The organism is Pseudomonas sp. BF-B-26, assembly GCF_019956495.1.
GTDB lineage: Bacteria > Pseudomonadota > Gammaproteobacteria > Pseudomonadales > Pseudomonadaceae > Aquipseudomonas.
Genome location: NZ_JAHBDP010000107.1, coordinates 1 through 19,645, shown reverse-complemented (window position 1 = coordinate 19,645; position 19,645 = coordinate 1). Strand labels below are relative to the sequence as shown.

At 59.4% G+C, this 19,645-nt stretch carries 17 protein-coding genes; 11 read left to right on the top strand and 6 right to left on the bottom strand.

The window, feature by feature from the left end; translation table 11 throughout:
• Positions 1 to 74 precede the first annotated feature (74 nt).
• Genes flgB through flgE form a run of 4 tightly spaced genes read left to right on the top strand, consistent with a single transcriptional unit; the run spans position 75 to position 3,024 of the window.
• Entirely contained in the window at positions 75 to 482 is a 408-nt protein-coding gene (gene flgB, locus KGB03_RS24615; RefSeq protein WP_008147960.1) for a flagellar basal body rod protein FlgB, read from the top strand.
• 3 nt (positions 483 to 485) lie between these two features.
• Complete coding sequence (flgC, locus tag KGB03_RS24610) at positions 486 to 929, top strand: flagellar basal body rod protein FlgC (RefSeq protein ID WP_046046514.1); 444 nt, start codon at positions 486 to 488, stop codon at positions 927 to 929.
• Between the two features lie 15 nt (positions 930 to 944).
• Complete coding sequence (gene flgD / locus KGB03_RS24605) at positions 945 to 1,667, top strand: flagellar hook assembly protein FlgD (protein ID WP_223529589.1); 723 nt, start codon at positions 945 to 947, stop codon at positions 1,665 to 1,667.
• Positions 1,668 to 1,698: 31 nt separating this feature from the next.
• On the top strand, positions 1,699 to 3,024 hold the full coding sequence (flgE, locus tag KGB03_RS24600; protein WP_218539065.1) for a flagellar hook protein FlgE: 1,326 nt from the start codon (positions 1,699 to 1,701) through the stop codon (positions 3,022 to 3,024).
• Positions 3,025 to 3,294: 270 nt separating this feature from the next.
• On the opposite strand, the gene KGB03_RS24595 is transcribed toward flgE, so the two are convergent.
• On the bottom strand, positions 3,295 to 6,189 hold the full coding sequence (locus tag KGB03_RS24595) for a ribonucleoside-diphosphate reductase subunit alpha (protein WP_111451689.1): 2,895 nt from the start codon (positions 6,187 to 6,189) through the stop codon (positions 3,295 to 3,297).
• Between the two features lie 739 nt (positions 6,190 to 6,928).
• On the opposite strand from KGB03_RS24595, the gene KGB03_RS24590 reads away from it, so the two are divergent.
• Positions 6,929 to 7,642: a response regulator gene (locus KGB03_RS24590; protein ID WP_111451690.1), complete on the top strand. Its 714-nt coding sequence runs from the start codon at positions 6,929 to 6,931 to the stop codon at positions 7,640 to 7,642.
• Positions 7,639 to 9,249: an ATP-binding protein gene (locus KGB03_RS24585; protein ID WP_033055243.1), complete on the top strand. Its 1,611-nt coding sequence runs from the start codon at positions 7,639 to 7,641 to the stop codon at positions 9,247 to 9,249. The genes KGB03_RS24590 and KGB03_RS24585 overlap by 4 nt, the downstream gene beginning before the upstream one ends.
• A gap of 140 nt (positions 9,250 to 9,389) precedes the next feature.
• Here the strand turns inward: KGB03_RS24585 and KGB03_RS24580 are convergent, their stop codons facing one another.
• Both KGB03_RS24580 and KGB03_RS24575 read right to left on the bottom strand, forming a co-directional pair.
• A complete protein-coding gene (locus tag KGB03_RS24580) occupies positions 9,390 to 10,115 on the bottom strand; it encodes a 4'-phosphopantetheinyl transferase (RefSeq protein ID WP_218537615.1) in 726 nt (241 codons plus the stop codon).
• Between the two features lie 105 nt (positions 10,116 to 10,220).
• Positions 10,221 to 11,012: a dienelactone hydrolase family protein gene (locus KGB03_RS24575; protein WP_223529588.1), complete on the bottom strand. Its 792-nt coding sequence runs from the start codon at positions 11,010 to 11,012 to the stop codon at positions 10,221 to 10,223.
• A 148-nt stretch (positions 11,013 to 11,160) separates the two neighbouring features.
• Between KGB03_RS24575 and KGB03_RS24570 the strand changes: the two genes are divergently transcribed.
• The 3 genes from KGB03_RS24570 (at position 11,161) to KGB03_RS24560 (ending at position 13,989) form a co-directional block, all read left to right on the top strand.
• On the top strand, positions 11,161 to 11,763 hold the full coding sequence (locus KGB03_RS24570) for a hypothetical protein (protein ID WP_192411061.1): 603 nt from the start codon (positions 11,161 to 11,163) through the stop codon (positions 11,761 to 11,763).
• A gap of 205 nt (positions 11,764 to 11,968) precedes the next feature.
• Positions 11,969 to 12,646: a response regulator gene (locus tag KGB03_RS24565; protein ID WP_223529586.1), complete on the top strand. Its 678-nt coding sequence runs from the start codon at positions 11,969 to 11,971 to the stop codon at positions 12,644 to 12,646.
• On the top strand, positions 12,643 to 13,989 hold the full coding sequence (locus KGB03_RS24560; RefSeq protein ID WP_008147974.1) for an ATP-binding protein: 1,347 nt from the start codon (positions 12,643 to 12,645) through the stop codon (positions 13,987 to 13,989). The genes KGB03_RS24565 and KGB03_RS24560 overlap by 4 nt, the downstream gene beginning before the upstream one ends.
• Before the next feature lie 18 nt (positions 13,990 to 14,007).
• Here the strand turns inward: KGB03_RS24560 and KGB03_RS24555 are convergent, their stop codons facing one another.
• Entirely contained in the window at positions 14,008 to 15,006 is a 999-nt protein-coding gene (locus tag KGB03_RS24555) for an AraC family transcriptional regulator (protein WP_223529583.1), read from the bottom strand.
• 340 nt (positions 15,007 to 15,346) lie between these two features.
• On the opposite strand from KGB03_RS24555, the gene KGB03_RS24550 reads away from it, so the two are divergent.
• Together KGB03_RS24550 and KGB03_RS24545 are read left to right on the top strand one after the other, a co-directional pair.
• Positions 15,347 to 16,681, top strand: coding sequence for a dicarboxylate/amino acid:cation symporter (locus KGB03_RS24550; protein ID WP_218537618.1), 1,335 nt, complete (start codon positions 15,347 to 15,349; stop codon positions 16,679 to 16,681).
• A gap of 144 nt (positions 16,682 to 16,825) precedes the next feature.
• A complete protein-coding gene (locus tag KGB03_RS24545) occupies positions 16,826 to 18,007 on the top strand; it encodes a CaiB/BaiF CoA transferase family protein (protein ID WP_223529581.1) in 1,182 nt (393 codons plus the stop codon).
• Positions 18,008 to 18,127: 120 nt separating this feature from the next.
• On the opposite strand, the gene KGB03_RS24540 is transcribed toward KGB03_RS24545, so the two are convergent.
• Positions 18,128 to 18,622, bottom strand: a complete 495-nt coding sequence (locus KGB03_RS24540; protein ID WP_192411057.1) for a SprT family zinc-dependent metalloprotease — start codon at positions 18,620 to 18,622, stop codon at positions 18,128 to 18,130.
• 158 nt (positions 18,623 to 18,780) lie between these two features.
• A complete protein-coding gene (locus KGB03_RS24535) occupies positions 18,781 to 19,383 on the bottom strand; it encodes a Yip1 family protein (RefSeq protein WP_033055256.1) in 603 nt (200 codons plus the stop codon).
• Positions 19,384 to 19,645: the final 262 nt, after the last annotated feature.

Below are 19,645 nucleotides of genomic sequence, written 5' to 3'. Positions count from 1 at the left end.
TGGGCTTTTTTGAATTGGCACGACGCTTGCTTTGTCCCTGTTACGAAAAATCAGGTCACCCGAAGGTTTCCGACATGAGCATCAGCTTCGATAAAGCGCTCGGTATCCACGAACAAGCCCTGGGCTTCCGCGCCCAGCGTGCCGAAGTCCTGGCCAACAACATCGCCAACGCCGACACCCCGAACTACAAGGCTCGGGATCTGGACTTCTCCAAAGTGCTCGCCGCACAGAACGAGAAGACCAAGAGCGGATCATTCGCCTTGAACATGACCAACAGCCGTCATATCGAAGCCGAAGGTCTGGGCAATGGCGACGAGTCGTTGATGTATCGCACGCCGATGCAACCGTCGATCGACCAGAACACCGTGGACGCACAGCTGGAACAGTCGAACTACGCGGAAAACGCGGTCAACTTCCAAGCCAGCTTCACCCTGCTCAACAGCAAATTCAAAGGGCTGGTATCAGCCCTTCGTGGAGAGTAAGTCATGTCTCTAGCCAGTGTTTTCAACATTGCCGGTAGCGGCATGAGTGCCCAGACTACTCGCCTGAACACCGTCGCCAGTAACATCGCCAACGCCGAGACCGTCTCGTCGAGCATCGACCAGACCTACCGTGCACGGCACCCGGTATTCGCCACCATGTTCCAGGGCGGGCAGAGCGGCGGCAGCGATTCGCTGTTCCAGAACCAGGACGCCGCCGGTCAAGGCGTGCAAGTGCTGGGCGTGGTCGAAGACCAGAGCAACCTTGAGGCGCGCTACGAGCCGAACCATCCGGCGGCCGACGCCAAGGGCTACGTCTACTACCCGAACGTCAACGTGGTGGAAGAAATGGCTGACATGATTTCCGCGAGCCGTTCGTTCCAGACCAACGCCGAAATGATGAACACCGCCAAAACCATGATGCAGAAGGTCCTGACCCTCGGTCAGTGATAAGGGGCGACTCAGATGAGTGTTACTGATACCACCAGTAGTTTGAGCCTCAAGGACATCCTGGCCAACTCCTCGATCAAGACCAGCGCCAGTGCCGACGGCCTGGCGTCGGCGACGAACAGCGCCACCGGCAAAAAAGCCCTGGGCAAGGACGCGTTCCTGCAGTTGCTGGTAACGCAACTGAAAAACCAGAACCCGCTGGAGCCGCAAGACAACGGTGCGTTCGTCGCCCAGTTGGCGCAGTTCAGTAGCCTGGAAGGCATCACCACGCTCAACGACACCGTCAGCGGCCTGGCGAGCAATTACAACTCGTCCCAGGCATTGCAGGCGTCGTCGCTGGTCGGGCGTTCGGTCATTGCACCAGGCGGATCGGCGGTGGTCGATACCTCCAAGAGTTTCACCGGCACCATTGCCGTACCGGCGTCGGTGGACCCGGTCACGGTCAAGATCACCGATGCCGATGGCAAAGTTGTCCGCACCATCGGCCTGGGCAGCCAGAACGCCGGTACTTCCAGCTTCATCTGGGACGGCAAAAACGATGCAGGCGAAGTGGCCAAGGCGGGTACCTATACCTTCGGCGCTACGGCGACCTACGACGGCAAGGCGACCTCGCTGGTGACGTACCTGCCGGCAACGGTCAACAGCGTGACCATCAGCCAGACCGGCGGTGAGTTGATGCTCAACCTGGCCGGGCTCGGCAGCATCGCCCTGTCCAAAGTACAAACTATTGGTATGTAGAGCCGACTAACACGGCACAAAGGAGTGGATTATGTCTTTCAATATCGGCCTTAGCGGTCTCTATGCAGCCAACAAACAACTGGACGTGACCGGCAACAACATCGCCAACGTCGCGACCACCGGTTTCAAATCGTCCCGTGCGGAATTCGAAGACGTTTACTCGGCCACCAAGCTGGGTTCGGGCAGCAAAACCATCGGTAACGGTGTGCGCCTGGCCAACGTTTCCCAGCAGTTCACCCAGGGTGACATTAACAACACCGGCAACGTACTGGACATGGGCATCAACGGTTCCGGCTTCTTCGTGCTGAGCGAGAACGGGTCGATGTCCTACACCCGTTCCGGAACGTTCAAGGTCGACAAGGACGGTTACGTCACCAATAGCGATGGCTCTGCGCGTCTGCAGGGTTATGGCGTGGATGCCAATGGCAAGATCCTCAACGGCGTTTTGACTGACCTGCGTATCGATACTTCGAACCTGGCGCCAAAAAACACCTCCACGGTTTCGTCGACGATCAACCTGAACTCCACAGCTCCCATCATCAACCAGACGACCAATCCGTTTGACCCGTCCAAGGAAGCGTCTTTCACCAAGCAGTTCAGTACCCCGATTTACGATACCCAGGGTAACAAGCACATCATGGATCAATACATGGTGAAGACTGCTGACAACACCTGGAAGACCTACACCCTGATCGAGGGTCGCAACCCGGATGGCAGTGACCCTACCAATCCTCTTACTCCTCCTGTCGCTTCGACCATGAACTTCGACAGCGCCGGCAAGCTGACTTCGGTCACCACACCGGTTGTCCCGGCGACCGTTCCGCCATCTGTGGTAACCAGCCCAGACCTGAAAGTCACAGGCTGGATTCCGGGTAACGTGATCAATGGCGTGTGGACAGCCAACGGCGCGGCCTCTGGTGTCGTCACGGTCTCCATGGACAAAACCACGCAGTACAACGCTGACACCGCGCGTTCGATTCCTTCGCAGAACGGCTACGCCACCGGCCAGATCACCAACCTGACCATCGACACCAGCGGTGTCATGCTGGCCAACTTCAGCAACAGCCAGACCAAGCCTATCGGCCAGATCTCGCTCGCCAGCTTCACCAACGAACAAGGTTTGCAACCGGTAGGCGGCACCAGTTGGAAAGAAACCTATTCGTCGGGTATCCCGGGCTACGATGCGCCGAACACCGGTACCTTGGGCGAGATCCACTCCAACTCTCTGGAAGAGTCCAACGTCAACCTGACCAATGAACTGGTCGACCTGATCAAGGCGCAGAGCAACTACCAGGCGAACGCCAAGACCATCTCGACTCAGAGCACCATCATGCAGACCATCATTCAGATGACCTGATGCTGGATAACGCTGCATAAAGAACCCCTCGCAAGAGGGGTTTTTTTATGACCGGGATTTGTCCCTGACGCAGGCATTCTGGTTACCTGTGCTGGCCTCATCGCGAGCAGGCTCGCTCCCACAGTAGATCGCATTCCTCCGAGCCAACTCGGCCTTTGTAGGAGTGAGCCTGCTCGCGATGGTGTCAGCCCGGTCACCACTTTCCTGCAGGCAAAAGAAAACCCCCGACAATCCAGAGGGCTGTCGGGGGTTTCGGGTTACCGGCTCAGCTTATTGGCAAGCTTCGCAATCCGGCTCGTCGATGGCGCAAGCCTTCGGCACTGGAGCAGGGCCGGCAGGTGCTGCCAGGACCGAATCGTCACCGTGGTTGCCGCCGCTGGAAACAGCGTTCAGCTTGCCGGTGTTGATGGTCGACTTCTCGGTGCTGGTCGCGGCCAGGGCACGGAGGTAGTAAGTGGTTTTCAGACCACGGTACCAGGCCATGCGGTAGGTCACGTCCAGCTTCTTGCCCGATGCGCCAGCGATGTACAGGTTCAGCGATTGAGCCTGGTCGATCCACTTCTGACGGCGGCTTGCCGCGTCAACGATCCACTTGGTGTCCACTTCGAAGGCAGTCGCATAGAGCTCTTTGAGTTCTTGCGGGATGCGCTCGATCTGTTGCACCGAACCGTCGTAGTACTTCAGGTCGTTGATCATGACCGAGTCCCACAGACCGCGAGCTTTCAGGTCGCGAACCAGGTACGGGTTGATCACGGTGAATTCGCCCGACAGGTTCGATTTCACGTAGAGGTTCTGGTAGGTCGGTTCGATCGACTGCGATACGCCAGTGATGTTGGCGATGGTCGCGGTCGGTGCGATGGCCATGATGTTGGAGTTACGAATGCCTTTCTGCACACGGGCACGAACCGGTGCCCAGTCCAGGGATTCGTTCAGGTCAACGTCGATGTACTTCTGGCCACGCTGCTCGATCAGGATCTGTTGCGAATCCAGCGGCAGGATGCCTTTGGACCACAGCGAACCCTGGAACGTCTCGTAGGCGCCGCGCTCGTCGGCCAGGTCGCAGGAAGCCTGGATCGCGTAGTAGCTGACCGCTTCCATCGACTTGTCGGCGAACTCGACGGCCGCGTCGGAACCGTAAGGAATGTGCTGCAGGTACAGCGCGTCCTGGAAGCCCATGATGCCCAGACCGACCGGACGGTGCTTGAAGTTGGAGTTCTTCGCTTGTGGCACCGAGTAGTAGTTGATGTCGATAACGTTATCGAGCATGCGAACGGCGGTGTTCACGGTGCGTTCCAGCTTGGCGGTGTCCAGCTTGCCGTTGGTGATGTGGTTCGGCAGGTTGATCGAGCCCAGGTTGCAAACGGCGATCTCGTCCTTGTTGGTGTTCAAGGTGATCTCGGTGCACAGGTTCGAGCTGTGAACCACGCCGACGTGCTGCTGCGGGCTGCGCAGGTTGCACGGGTCTTTGAAGGTCAGCCATGGGTGGCCGGTTTCAAACAGCATGGACAGCATTTTGCGCCACAGGTCTTTGGCCTGGATGGTCTTGAACAGCTTGATCTTGCCCGGGTACTCGGACAGGGCTTCGTAGTACTCGTAACGCTCTTCGAAGGCCTTGCCGGTCAGGTCGTGCAGGTCCGGCACTTCGGACGGCGAGAACAGGGTCCACTTGCCGTCATCGAAGACGCGCTTCATGAACAGGTCAGGAATCCAGTTGGCGGTGTTCATATCGTGGGTACGACGACGATCATCACCGGTGTTCTTGCGCAGTTCGATGAACTCTTCGATGTCCATGTGCCAGGTTTCCAGGTAGGCACAGACAGCGCCTTTGCGCTTGCCACCCTGGTTAACGGCAACGGCGGTGTCGTTCACTACTTTCAGGAACGGAACAACGCCCTGGGATTTGCCGTTGGTGCCCTTGATGTACGAACCCAGTGCACGAACCGGGGTCCAGTCGTTGCCCAGGCCGCCCGCAAATTTCGACAACATGGCGTTGTCGTGGATTGCGTGGTAGATGCCCGACAGGTCATCCGGCACGGTGGTCAGGTAGCAGCTCGACAGCTGTGGACGCAGAGTACCGGCGTTGAACAGGGTCGGGGTCGACGACATGTAGTCGAAAGACGACAACAGGTTGTAGAACTCGATCGCACGGTCTTCTTTGTTCTTCTCTTCGATCGCCAGGCCCATGGCCACGCGCATGAAGAAGATTTGCGGCAGTTCGAAGCGGATACCGTCCTTGTGGATGAAGTAACGGTCGTACAGGGTTTGCAGGCCCAGGTACGTGAACTGCTGATCGCGCTCGTGGTTGATCGCCTTGCCGAGTTTTTCCAGGTCGAAGGTAGCGAGGACCGGGTTCAGCAATTCGAATTCGATGCCCTTGGCGATGTAGGCAGGCAGGGCCTTGGCGTACAGGTCGACCATTTCGTGGTGGGTCGCGCTTTCGGCGACTTCCAGGAAGCTCAGGCCTTCGGCACGCAGGGTGTCCATCAGCAGGCGGGCGGTCACGAACGAGTAGTTCGGCTCACGCTCGACCAGCGTACGGGCGGTCATCACCAACGCAGTATTGACGTCGGTCAGGGCCACACCGTCGTACAGGTTTTTCAGGGTTTCGCGCTGGATCAGGTCGCCGTCGACTTCTTCCAGGCCTTCGCACGCTTCGGTGACGATGGTGTTCAGGCGGCCCATGTCCAGAGGAGCAAAGGTGCCATCGGCGCGGGTGATGCGGATCGACGGGTGAGCGTTGACTGCTTCTTCGGCCGGTGCGTGGGCGGCGCGTTCTTTCGAACGACCGTCACGGTAGATCACGTAGTCGCGGGCTACTTTCTGCTCGCCGGCACGCATCAGAGCCAGTTCGACCTGGTCCTGGATTTCTTCGATGTGGATCGTGCCGCCCGAGGGCATGCGACGCTTGAAGGTCGCGGTGACTTGTTCGGTCAGACGGGCAACAGTGTCGTGGATTCGCGACGAAGCGGCAGCGGTGCCGCCCTCAACTGCGAGAAACGCTTTGGTGATGGCGACGGTGATCTTGTCATCGGTGTAAGGAACGACAGTGCCGTTACGCTTGATCACGCGCAGTTGACCAGGCGCGGTGGCGGACAGATCCGAAGTCGAATCTGCGGCCTGCGGCAAGGTGCCCTGCGGGTTCTCGCGAGTTGTGTCGGTTTGCATGGGGGGTTGTCTCCACATTCTCTATGTTTGTTTGGGCACCGTTTGGGTGCCCACCGTTCCGTCCTGAAGCACTACAACCGGCGAAGGGCCGGGCATACCAACTTCGGGACAGATCAGGAAGGGGCAATTGGGGCGCCGCTTCCATGCCGAAGTCTTTGGTCCCAGGCCTTGAACCTGAAACCGGGATCCTTTTGGGTGACAGTAATTGACTGCAACACCCGTACCGTAAACGCCGTTTTCGGCGCAAAAACAGTAGCCATCCGCACGCGCGGTTTGGTCTTTCGAAAATACGTTTGGTTCAACCGGACAGAGGCAATAAAAGCGCTTGAAATCGGTGTCTGATTTGTGTTTGGTTTTTTACGCAAAACCCTACATGTAGGGTTTTTTTGGCGCCGGGGTACAAGATAATGCGTTTTTGGGGGTGTTGCAACGTACTACCTGTGGATAAACCTGTGCGTAAATTGTGTGTGAAAGGTGGAACGGGCGTGTAGGCCGCGACCTAGCTGGAGCGGACCGTTTTTCACTGATTTTCACCGATTGAAAACAGTCGCTCGGCTTTTTAAGGGCGCGAACCCTATCACAAAAAACCGCGTTGTCCGAACGCATTTACCGGCTTGTGTTCTTGGTGAGCGGCGTTTATACAATCGGCCCATGCAGATGCATTCTTATCCTCCCCAATCATTACAAAAAGACGGGCGGATCCTTCCTTATTAAGTGTTGTTGGCAAGCAGAGGTCACCGTGGAGCAAGACAACTGGCAGGTATTGATTGTCGAGGACGACCAGCGTCTGGCCGAACTGACCCGCGACTACCTGGAAGCCAATGGTCTGCGCGTATCGATCGAGGGTAACGGCGCCTTGGCCGCGGCACGGATCATCAAGGAGAAACCGGACCTGGTGATCCTCGACCTCATGTTGCCAGGCGAAGATGGCCTGAGCATCTGCCGCAAGGTCCGCGACAAGTATGACGGCCCGATCCTGATGCTCACCGCCCGCACCGACGACACCGATCAGATTCTTGGCCTGGACCTGGGTGCCGACGACTACGTGTGCAAACCGGTTCGCCCCCGACTTTTGCTGGCGCGCATCCAGGCCTTGTTGCGACGCAGTGAAGCCCCGGAAGTGGCGCCGGAAAAACAACGGCGTCTGCAGTTCGGTCCCTTGGTGGTCGACAACGCATTGCGCGAAGCCTGGCTGAACGACAACGGCATCGAACTGACCAGCGCCGAGTTCGACCTGCTCTGGCTGCTGGTGGCCAACGCCGGGCGCATCCTGTCCCGGGAAGAGATATTCACTGCATTGCGCGGCATTGGCTATGACGGCCAGGACCGTTCCATCGACGTGCGCATCTCGCGCATTCGCCCCAAAATCGGCGATGACCCGGAGCATCCGCGGCTGATCAAGACCATCCGCAGCAAAGGTTATCTGTTCGTTCCGGAAGCCTGCACGCTGTGAACTCGATCTTCTTGCGCATCTATGGCGGCATGTGCGCGGCGCTGATTCTGGTGGCGGTTCTCGGCGTGCTGGCCTTGCACCTGCTTAACCAGGTGCGCGGCGAGCAATACCGCGAACGCCTGGCCCACGGCACGTTCTCGCTGATGGCCGACAATCTGAACCCGATGAACGAAACCGAGCGCCACCGTGCCTTGCTGGTGTGGGAGCGGTTGTTGGGGATTCCTCTGGCGCTGAAGACCTTTGCCCAAACCGACCTCGACCTCACCCAGCGCACCCGCGTGCTGCACGGTCAGGCGCTGGTGGAACAAACCGGTCCGCACGCGGCGAAGGTCTATCGATTGGTCAGCGACAAGGAACAGCTGGTGCTGACCGGCGAAGTCCAGCAGATCAGCGAACAACTGGCCCGGGCGACTATTTACCTGCTGGCCGATGAACTGGTGCGCTACCCGGTGGCCGAGCAACCCGAGCGCCTGGCGCAGTTGAAGCGCGATAAAGGGTTTGGTTTCGACTTGCGCCTGGTGACGATCGAACAGGCGGACATGGACGAAGACCAGAGTCGCCGGGTGTCCGAGGGCGACACGGTGATGGCGCTGGGCAAGGGCGGCGATTCGATCCGGGTGTTTGCCGGCATGGTCGGTACGCCGTGGGTGCTGGAAATCGGCCCGTTGTATCAGATGAATCCTTATCCGCCGGAGTGGCTGGTGCTGATCGCCGCCCTGGGTTTGAGCCTGATCGGTTTGATCGTCTATCTGTTGGTGCGGCAACTTGAGCGCCGTTTGCGTGGCCTGGAAGCGGCCGCCACGCGCATCGCCAAGGGCAGCCTGGAAACCCGCGTGCCTGCACGCGGCGCGGATTCGGTGGGGCGGCTGGCTTCGGCGTTCAACGGCATGGCCGAGCACTTGCAGCAGTTGCTGGCGATTCAGCGTGAGTTGGTGCGCGCCGTGTCTCATGAGCTGCGCACACCCGTGGCGCGGTTGCGTTTTGGTTTGGAAATGATCGGCTCGGCCACCACGCCGCAGGCGTTGGAAAAGTACTGTGAAGGCATGGACCACGACATCGAGGATCTTGATCGGCTGGTGGACGAGATGCTCACCTACGCACGACTGGAGCAGGGTTCACCGGCACTGAATTTTCAGCGGATCGATCTGGATGCGTTGGTCAATCAGGTGATCGAAGAATTGGCTCCGTTACGCGCCGAGGTCACGGTGCAGCGCGGTTTGTGTTTGTCTGCCGCTGACAACGATGACGCCTGGGTCGAGGCCGAGCCGCGCTACCTGCACCGGGCGTTGCAGAACCTGGTGAGCAACGCCATGCGCCACGCTCAATCACGGGTGACCGTCAGCTATCAGGTCGGGCAGCAGCGCTGTCGGGTGGATGTCGAGGATGACGGACCGGGCGTGCCGGAAACGGCCTGGGAGAAGATCTTCACGCCATTCCTGCGCCTCGACGACAGCCGTACCCGCGCCTCCGGTGGGCATGGGTTGGGGTTGTCCATCGTGCGGCGAATCATCCATTGGCATGATGGCCGGGCGTTGATCAGCAAGAGCAAAAGCCTGGGCGGGGCGTGTTTCAGTTTGAGTTGGCCGAGGAATCAGGAGAAGCGTTGAGAGGTGCGGTGGATGAGCTACCGCTTTCGTCGGAACGCCGCCCGGAGACAAGCCCGCTCCCACAGGGGATTTGCGTGAGACATAGATCCAATGTGGGAGCGGGCTTGCTCGCGAAGAGGCCGTCCCAGGCCCCACAAATGTCAGGCCTTGATGCTGACCAGACTCAACAACTGCCCATCAATGACCCCGAACTGCGCATCCAGCTCAGTGCCATTGCACCATTCGCTGGACAGATCCGTCAGCAACCGCAGCCGCACTTCACCGCGCTCGGTCCACTCCAGCACTTCAGCGTGCTCGAAATAGAAGCGCTGCTGAACGATCGGATACAGCGCCTTGAACAGGCTTTCCTTCACCGAAAACGTCAGGGTTACCAGCATCGCCAACTGATCGCGACGGCCCGCGGTCATGCGTTGCAACTCGGGCGGCGTGAGGATTTCCCCGGCCAGTCGCTCGGCCCGTTCAGGGTTGAGCAGGTTCTCCAGGTCCATTCCCAGGCCGCGCCAGTGGGTTTTCTTCGCGACAATCGCCGAGGCCCGGCCGGTGCTGTGGGTGATCGAGCCCGTGATGTGCGTCGGCCATACCGGTGCCCGGTCTTCGCCGATAGCCGGGATAAAGCTCAGCCCTTCCAACTGTTGCAACGCCGCCCGAGCGCAAACCCGCCCGGCGAGGAACTCCGCCTGACGCTTGGCGACCGAACGCTGGATGGTGGGCGGCGGCTCGATGGCGCTGCGCTGGAAATCATCGCTGGCCAGTTGCGAGGTATCGAAGTGCGTGCTCAACAGCACCGTATCGGGCAGCGCAAACGGCAGCGGCCAATGGGCATCGAGTGGGGTACAACAGACGGGTAGGGCGGGGGCGCGATTCATGTGGGGCATTTTGCCGGGTTGCTCTCAGGCTGGGTAGTAGCAATGGCTTTTGTGGTGAGGGGCTTTTCCCTCACCACAAAAGCCCCTCACCACAGGGTTCACTGATCAGCCAAAGATTTTTTTGAAGAACGCCTGCATATCCGCCCAGGATTTTTCATCCGCCGCTTTGTTATAGCCAATATCCGGCCCGGCATGATCGCCATGGCTCAGACGATCCGCATCAGGATTACTGAACCCATGCTTGGCACCTTCAAGGCTGACAAACTTATAGTCAGCCCCGGCCTTGTCCATTTCGGCCTTGAACGCCGCAACGTTATCCGCCGTTACCATGCTGTCCAGAGCGCCATGTTCGACCAGGATCTTGGCTTTCACGCTACCCGGCGCGGCAGGCGTCTTGGTCGCCAGCGCACCGTGAAAACTCACCACGCCCGCCAGCGGCAAACCCTGACGTGCCGCATTCAGTACCACTGCACCGCCGAAGCAATAACCGATAGCGGCGATTTTGTCCGGATCGGTTTGCGGCTGTTTCTTCAGCAGATCGAGCCCGGCCTGAAAGCGCGCGCTCGCCGCGCCACTGTCTTTCAACGCGGCCTGCATGAAGGCCATGGCGTCCTTGGGATGCTCAGTGTTTTTACCATCGCCATACATGTCGATGGCCAGTGCGCTGTAGCCCAGACCGGCGAGATCACGGGCGCGGCGCTTGGTGTACTCGTTGAGCCCCCACCATTCGTGCACCACCACAACGCCAGGGCGTGCGCCTTTGATGGCGTCGTCATAGGCGAAATAGCCGATCATTTTGGTGCCGTCAGTACTTTGATAGGGGATTTCCTGAGTCTTGATGGCGGCTTGAGTCAGCCCGCTCAAGGCCAGCAAGACGAAAGCGAGAAACATGCGCATGGTCGGATCTCCTGACAGAAAAGTCGTCAAAAACAGCTGGGTCGATCTGGTTCAGCTTAGGTTCAGAGAGCGTTCAGGGGGAGTTCAGGGCCGGGTGAGTAACCTTGCCCCGTACCCAAATAGCATATAGCGCATAAGGAACGCCCCTATGACTGGCTTCAAAAAACTGCTTCTGGCTTTCACTGTCTTGACCGCGAGTACCGCGGCTTTCGCTTCCGACGACAATTTCGCCAGCCTTACTTTTGGACAGACCAGCGACAAGGTCAAAAAGTCCCACGCCCTGAACGACAACCTCAACAGCCCGAACGCCGACGGCGTGATCGGCAAGGACAACACCTGGGGGGCGCGTCTGGGCCGGCAAAACAGCCAGGGCCGCTACTACGCCACTTACGACAATGTGTCGGGTTCGCACAATGGCATTAAACTGCGTCAGGAAAACCTCCTGGGCAGCTACGATCTGTTCTACCCGGTGGGCGGCAGCACCAAGCTGTTCGGTGGCGCCACAGCCGGCTTGACCAAAATGACTCAGGAATCCCCAGGTTTCAGCCGCGACAGCGACATCGGTTACGCCATCGGCGGCCAGTTGGGTGTCCTGCAACAGGTTTCGCAAAACACCTCGGTGGAACTGGGTTACCGTTACCTGCGCAGCAACGCCAGCACCGAGATGAGCGAGCGCGGTGGTAGTAAACAAGGTTCGCTGGACCTGACCAGCAGCGCCCAGACCTACCTGTCGGCGAACTACGCTTTCTGATAAGTAATGCTAGTCGGTCAAGCGCAAAACCTGTGGGAGCGAGCCTGCTCGCGATGACGGCGGTACATTCAGCATCAATATTGGCTGACCCACCGCTATCGCGAGCAGGCTCGCTCCCACAGGTTGCGCGTCTTAACTGATGGGCGTCGCCCTGTCAGCCATTGAAGTTTGTATTTGGAGATGTTGATTTGCGTAGGAGAGCGTTATGAAACTGCTGGTCGTCGAAGATGAAGCGCTGTTGCGCCATCACCTGCAAACCCGCCTGACGGACAGCGGTCACGTGGTCGAGTCCGTGGCCAACGCTGAAGAGGCGCTGTACCAGACCGAGCAGTTCAACCATGACCTGGCGGTGATCGACCTCGGCCTGCCGGGCATGGGCGGGCTCGACCTGATTCGTCAGCTGCGTTCGCGCGGCAAGGCCTTCCCGATCCTGATCCTCACCGCCCGCGGTAACTGGCAGGACAAGGTCGAAGGCCTCGCCGCCGGCGCCGACGATTACGTGGTCAAGCCGTTCCAGTTCGAAGAACTCGATGCCCGGCTGAACGCGTTACTGCGCCGTTCCAGCGGTTTCACCCAGTCGACCATCGTCGCCGGGCCGTTGCTGCTGGACCTCAATCGCAAACAGGCGTCCCTCGATGATCAACCGCTGGCGCTGACCGCTTACGAGTATCGGATCCTCGAGTACCTGATGCGGCATCACCAGCAAGTGGTGGCCAAGGATCGCTTGATGGAGCAGCTCTACCCGGACGACGACGAGCGCGATCCGAACGTGATCGAAGTGTTGGTCGGCCGTCTGCGCCGCAAACTTGAAGGCCCGGCCGGCTTCAAACCGATCGATACCGTGCGTGGCCTCGGCTACCTGTTCAATGAGCGCTGCACTTGATTCGTTCCCTACGTGTCCGTTTGATGCTCGCCGCCACGATCCTGGCGGTGTTGTTCATGCTGGCGTTGCTGCCGGCGATGCAGGGCGCGTTCAGCCTGGCGTTGCAGGATTCCATTGAGCAGCGCCTGGCGTCGGACGTCACCACGCTGATCTCCGCCGCGCGTGTGGAAAACAACAGCCTGCAAATGCCAGCGCAGTTGCCCGATGAGCGCTTCAACCTGACCGACAGCCGTTTGCTCGGCTACATCTACGACCGCGAAGCTCACCTGGTGTGGCGCTCGAAAGCCACCCGCGAAGAGAAGATCAACTACAAACCGCGTTACGACGGACGCGGCAACGAGTTCGCCCGAATTCGTGAGGCCGATGGCCAGGAGTTCTTCGTCTATGACGTCGAGGTCAAACTGCTCGGCGGCAAGAGCGCGGCGTTCAGCATCGTCGCGCTGCAACCGGTGCGTGAGTACGAAGCCACCCTCGAAGGCCTGCGGGAAAATCTCTACCTCGGATTCGGTGCCGCCTTGCTGGTGTTGCTCGCGCTGCTGTGGATCGGCCTGACCTGGGGCTTGCAGGCGTTGCGCCGGCTCAGTCAGGAACTGGACGAGATCGAAAGCGGCACCCGCGAAAGCCTCAGCGAACAACACCCGCGCGAACTGCTGCGCCTGACCGGTTCCCTCAACCGCTTGTTGCACAGCGAGCGCGAACAACGCAGCCGCTATCGCGATTCCCTCGACGACCTGGCCCACAGCCTGAAAACCCCGCTGGCCGTGCTGCAAGGCGTCAGCGAAGACATGGCCCGGCGCCCGGCCGATCGTGATCAGGCCTGGGTGCTGCAAACCCAGATCGAACGCATGAGCCAGCAGATCAGCTATCAACTGCAACGCGCCAGCCTGCGCAAAAGCGGTCTGGTGCGCCACCAAGTGCGCCTGCAACCCGTGCTGCAAAGCCTGTGCGACACCCTGGACAAGGTCTACCGCGACAAACGCGTGCGGGTCGCCTTCGATCTGCCGGCGCAGTGTTACGTGCCGATCGAGCAGGGTGCGTTGCTGGAAATGATGGGCAACCTGCTGGAAAACGCCTATCGCCTGTGCCTCGGCGAAGTACGCATCAGCGTGCGCGAAAGCCTGAGCGGGATTGAGTTGTGCGTTGAGGATGACGGTCCGGGAGTGCCGCCGGATCAGCGTGCGCGGATTCTGCAAAGGGGAGAGCGGCTGGATCGCCAGCATCCGGGGCAGGGGATTGGGCTCGCGGTGGTCAAGGACATCATCGAGAGCTACAGCGCCAAGTTGACGCTGGGAGATTCACCGATGGGCGGAGCGGCGTTCCGGATTCATTTTCCGGTGGTTTGACCGCGCGTAACCGATCGTTCAGTTCTCTTGCGCGCGGTAGGCCCCCGGCGTCAACCCGGTCCACTTCTTGAACGCCCGGTGAAACGCTGAAGGCTCTGAAAACCCCAACTGCTCGGCAATCTGCTGCAACGACAAATCCGCCCGCCCCAGGTGATAGATCGCAATGTCCCGGCGCAGTTGATCCTTCAATTCCTGAAAACTCGACCCTTCCTCCCGCAAATGCCGACGCAACGTCTGCGGGCTGATGTGCAGGTGCGCGGCCACCGCTTCCAGGTCCGGCCAGTGTGAACTGTCGCGGCTGAGCAACCTTCGCAACTGGCTGCTCAAACTGTCGCCGTCATCCGGGCGCGACAACAGGTCGGCGGGGGAGTGTTCGAGGAAATGCTTGAGTGTCCGCTCGTCCTGCAACAGCGGCATATCCAAGTAACGACTGTGAAACAGCAGGCTGCTTTGCGCCGTGGAAAACGCCAGAGGGCAGGGGAACAGCAAATCGTATTCGGCGCCGTGCTCGGGTTTCGGGTAGCTGAATGTCGCCTGTTCCAGGCGAATGCGCTGGCCGATCAGCCAACTGGCGAGGCGATGCCACACCATCAGTTGGCTCTCGGTGAGGAAGTGATCCGGGTCCCGGAACTGCGAATCGTCGAGGCTCAGGCGAATCATGTCGTCTTCGCGGGTAAGGGTCAGACGCGGACCGTCGGGGAATAAGCTATAAAACAATAAGCCGCGATGAAGTGCTTTCTCCAGATTGCGGCAGTGGATCACCGCATGGCACATCATCGCGAAACTCCCGGTTTTGCTCGGGACCGGCCCGAAGCCCAGGTATTCGTCGTCCAGTGCCAGCCACAGTCCCTGGATCAATCGGGTGAACTGTTCAGGCGCGATTCTCGCTCGTGGCTCTTCAAGCAACTCGGGGCTGATACCCAGTTGTTGCAGCAGATTTGAATAGTCGTAACCCAGCCGGCGTGCGCCACCGAGGGCGGCACGGGCGAAATGACTGGCGATGGTGCGTTCGCGCATAAGAAGGCAAGTCCGTCCATTGAACGGCGGATGGTAGCCGTGGTGTCTGATGATGGACAAGGCGGATATCCGCCAATTTGTAGGACAAGGTCTGGTCGATGGGCGGAAATCCGCCACTTTGCCGTAACCGCTTGGTGACAAAGAAAAACCTGCAACCCTTGATGTCAAAAGACTTGCTGGCGATTTGACGAAGGTGGCACGGGCCTTGCGATACAACCTGCAGATGCCTGCCGTTGCGCAGCTCGACAAAACAAATCCCTCCAGTGCAGGAGGGTTCGCAATTGAAGTGCCTTTGGCAACAGATGGATGTTGTCACCGGGCACTCTTGAGGAACTTTGCAATGACGACTCGTCAGCCACTGTACAAATCCCTGTATTTCCAGGTGATCGTTGCTATTGCCATCGGCATCCTGCTCGGTCACTTCTACCCGCAGACCGGTGTTGCCCTCAAGCCGCTGGGTGACGGGTTCATCAAACTGATCAAAATGATCATTGCCCCAATCATCTTCTGCACCGTCGTCAGCGGTATCGCGGGCATGCAGGACATGAAGTCGGTCGGCAAGACCGGCGGTTACGCGCTGCTCTACTTCGAAATCGTTTCGACCATCGCATTGCTGGTGGGTCTGGTGGTGGTCAACATCGTGCAGCCGGGTGCCGGCATGCACATCGACGTCGCTACGCTGGATGCCTCCAAAGTCGCTGCTTATGTGGCGGCCGGTGCTGATCAAAGCGTTGTTGGCTTCCTGTTGAACGTGATCCCGTCCACCATCGTCGGCGCGTTCGCCACAGGCGACATCCTGCAAGTGCTGATGTTCTCGGTGATCTTCGGTTTCGCCCTGCATCGCCTGGGTGCCTACGGCAAGCCGATCCTGGACTTCATCGATCGCTTCGCCCACGTGATGTTCAACATCATCAACATGATCATGAAGCTCGCGCCACTGGGTGCCTTCGGTGCCATGGCCTTTACCATCGGTGCCTACGGTGTTGGCTCGCTGGTGCAACTGGGTCAATTGATGGCGTGCTTCTACATCACTTGCCTGGTGTTCGTGCTGGTGGTGCTGGGTGGTATCGCTCGCGCTCACGGCTTCAGCGTGTTGAAAGTGATCCGCTACATCCGTGAAGAACTGCTGATCGTGCTGGGTACTTCTTCTTCGGAATCGGTACTGCCACGCATGCTGATCAAGATGGAACGCCTGGGCGCGCAGAAATCCGTTGTGGGTCTGGTGATCCCGACCGGTTACTCGTTCAACCTCGACGGTACGGCGATCTACCTGACCATGGCGGCGGTGTTCATTGCTCAGGCAACCGACACCCACATGGACATCACTCACCAGATCACCCTGCTGGTGGTGTTGCTGCTGTCCTCCAAAGGCGCTGCGGGCGTGACCGGTAGTGGCTTCATCGTGTTGGCGGCTACCTTGTCCGCCGTTGGCCACTTGCCGGTGGCCGGCCTGGCGCTGATCCTCGGTATCGACCGCTTCATGTCCGAAGCCCGTGCCCTGACCAACCTGGTCGGTAACGCTGTTGCCACCCTGGTTGTGGCCAAGTGGGTCAAGGAACTGGACGTCGACGTGATGCACGCCGAACTGGCTTCTGGCGGTCGCGGTATCTCCGACGAGCCTAAAGACGATGTTCTGGGCCACGTCGAAGAGGCAACCCCAAGCAGCGTCAAATAAGACGGCTGCACGGAAAAAACCCGCTTCGGCGGGTTTTTTCATGCCTGGGATTTGAGCGCAACGGTCAGCGCATCTGACGCATAAGGTGATTGCTGCAATGACATTGGCTGCCTAGTCTGGAGGCATCGTTTACGGAGAACGCCCATGCTCGGTCCACTGGCATCACTCAAGGTTCTGGATTTCTCGACACTGCTGCCGGGGCCGTTCGCCTCGTTGTTGCTGGCAGACATGGGCGCCGAGGTGCTGCGCATCGAATCGCCAACGCGCATGGACCTGCTGCGGGTTTTGCCGCCTCACGATCAGGGCGTTTCCGCCAGCCACGCCTACCTCAATCGCAACAAACGCAGCCTGGCGCTGGACCTCAAGCAGCCTGAGGCGCTGGAGCTGATCAAGCAGTTGCTGCAGGACTACGACATCGTGCTGGAGCAGTTCCGCCCCGGCGTGATGGAGCGATTGGGTCTGGGTTATGAAGCCTTGAAGGCGATTAATCCGAAACTGATTTACGTGTCGATCACCGGTTACGGCCAGACCGGCCCCTACAAGGACCGCGCCGGCCACGACATCAACTACCTGGCGCTGGCGGGGCTGGCGAGCTACACCGGCCACGCCGACAGCGGGCCGTTGCCGTTGGGCATGCAAGTGGCGGACATCGCCGGTGGCTCGTTGCACGGGGTGATCGGGCTGCTGGCGGCGGTCATCGCCCGGCAGCAAACCGGACAGGGGCAGCACCTGGATGTGAGCATGACCGACTGCGTGTTCAGCCTGAACGCTATGGCTGGCGCCGGGTATCTGGCCTGTGGCGAAGAGCCGGGAAGGGAGGCGCAGATGCTCAACGGTGGCAGTTTCTATGACTATTACCGTTCTCGCGATGGGCGCTGGTTCTCGGTGGGCAGTCTGGAGCCAGCGTTCATGAAGCAACTGTGCGCAGCACTGGGGCTGGAGGAGCTGGAAACCTTGGGCTTATCGCCGGAACCGGCCTTGCAAAAGGCGCTGAAGAACGCGCTGAGGATTGAGTTCGAGACCCACGATTTCGCCGAGTTGTGCGCGTTGTTTGCCACGTTGGATGCGTGTGTCGAGCCGGTGTTGAGTTTGAGCGAAGCGGTGCGGCATCCGCAGTTGAAGGCCCGGGCGCTGGTGACCGAAGTGCCGCGTGGTGACGGGACGACTCAGGCGCAGATGGCGTGTCCGCTGAAGTTTTCGCAAGGGTTGCCCGAGCCGCGGCATATCGGCGCGGCCATAGGGCAGCATACGGATCAGGTGTTGGAGGAGTTGGGGTATAGCGCTGAGCGGATTGAAGCGTTACGCCGTGCCAAGGTGGTTGTTTAGCGCCTGTCAGGACGCCTTCGCGAGCAAGCCCGCTCCCACACTGGATCTTCGGCATGACATATATCCAGTGTGGGAGCGGGCTTGCTCGCGAAGGGGCCAGCACAGGCACCACAAATCTAACTACTCGACCCGCATTTCCCCACTGAACACCAACGTGCTCCGGCACCGCCGACACAGATACCGCCGCCCCTGTCTCACCAAACCATGGCGCTGGGCCGAAAACGGGAAATCGCTGTCGGGGCACGGGCATTTGTAAATGTAGCGGGTCATGCTGCGGCGTTTGACGTCATAGGTGTGGCAACGATTGGGCGGCAGTTCGTACACGCCGCGCATGATCAATTGCCACTCTTCGCCATGGGGCTGGATGCGGTCGCCGAACAGTTGATGGGCGATCAGGTGCGCCACCTCGTGGGCCACGGTTTGTTTGAGGAAGTCTTCGGTATTTTCCCGGTACAGCTGTGGATTGAAGCGCAGCAGGTTCTCGTGCAAATGCGCGACACCGGCTTTTTGCCCGCGCAGCTTGAGGCTCACCACGGGGCGTTTGAAAGGTCGTTTGAAAAAGGATTCGGCTAGCTGGTAACAGTCTTCGACGCGGGTATTGAGTTGCTCGGGCATGCTTGATGGATCTCCAGAGGCGTCGAGTATGCCGTAACCCTCGGGACTTGCGAATCGCTCAGGCGCCGAATGGTCGTCACCGGTTTCTATCCTTGAACACTAGAAGGCCGCCTTGCGGCGGCCTGTGTTGGCAGATCTTGTTTTTGGGTGAAGTGTTGCTAATTCGTATAGACCGGCCCCACGCCGAGTCCCCAGACAATGACCGTGAACGCCATGATGGCCACCAGCACCACCAGGCCTACCGCAAGCACCGAACTCGAAAACAGAAATCCCTCGTCTGATGGAATGCTCATGAAAGTGGGTAGCCCCACATACAGCAGGTACACCGTGTAGCAGATGGCCGCGGTGCCGACGATCATCCCAAGCCACATGTGTGGGTACAGCGCCGCCAGACCGCCGATAAACAGCGGTGTCGCGGTGTAGGTCGCAAATGCAACGCAGCGTGCCAGGCTCGGGTTGGCGTCATAGGTGCGAGCCATCCAGTGGATGAACGCGCCCATGACCGCCACACCGCCGAGCATCGCCAGGTACGACATGACCGTCATCCATATCGCGCTTTCCACCGTCAGCATCACCGGTGCGCGACTGCCAATGACCCAGCCGACCTGAGTGGTGCCAATAAACGCCGACACCGCAGGGATCGCCGCCAGAATCAGGGTATGAGTGAGATACATGTGGCTGATGCTTTCCTCCTGGTCGCCACGAATCTCTTTCCATTCTTGGTCAGGGTGGGTGAAGAGCCCCACTACGTGATGGATCATGCCAGTCACTCCTCTTGTTTTTACCGTCGCCCCCCAGCGGAGCGCCTACGGGCCAAAGTGGCCGGGTAAGGAAAGGTCTGGATTATGTGTGCGACCTTATGTCGCAGTATAGAAAGGTCTTAACGACGCAGGTTGCAGGGCTTTAGAGCAAATTGCGCTGTAAACCCCGCTGCTAATCGCCGCAGGATCTGTCACCGACCCCCTGTGGGAGCGGGCTTGCTCGCGAAAGCGGTGTGTCAGTCGAAACAATATTGCTTGACAC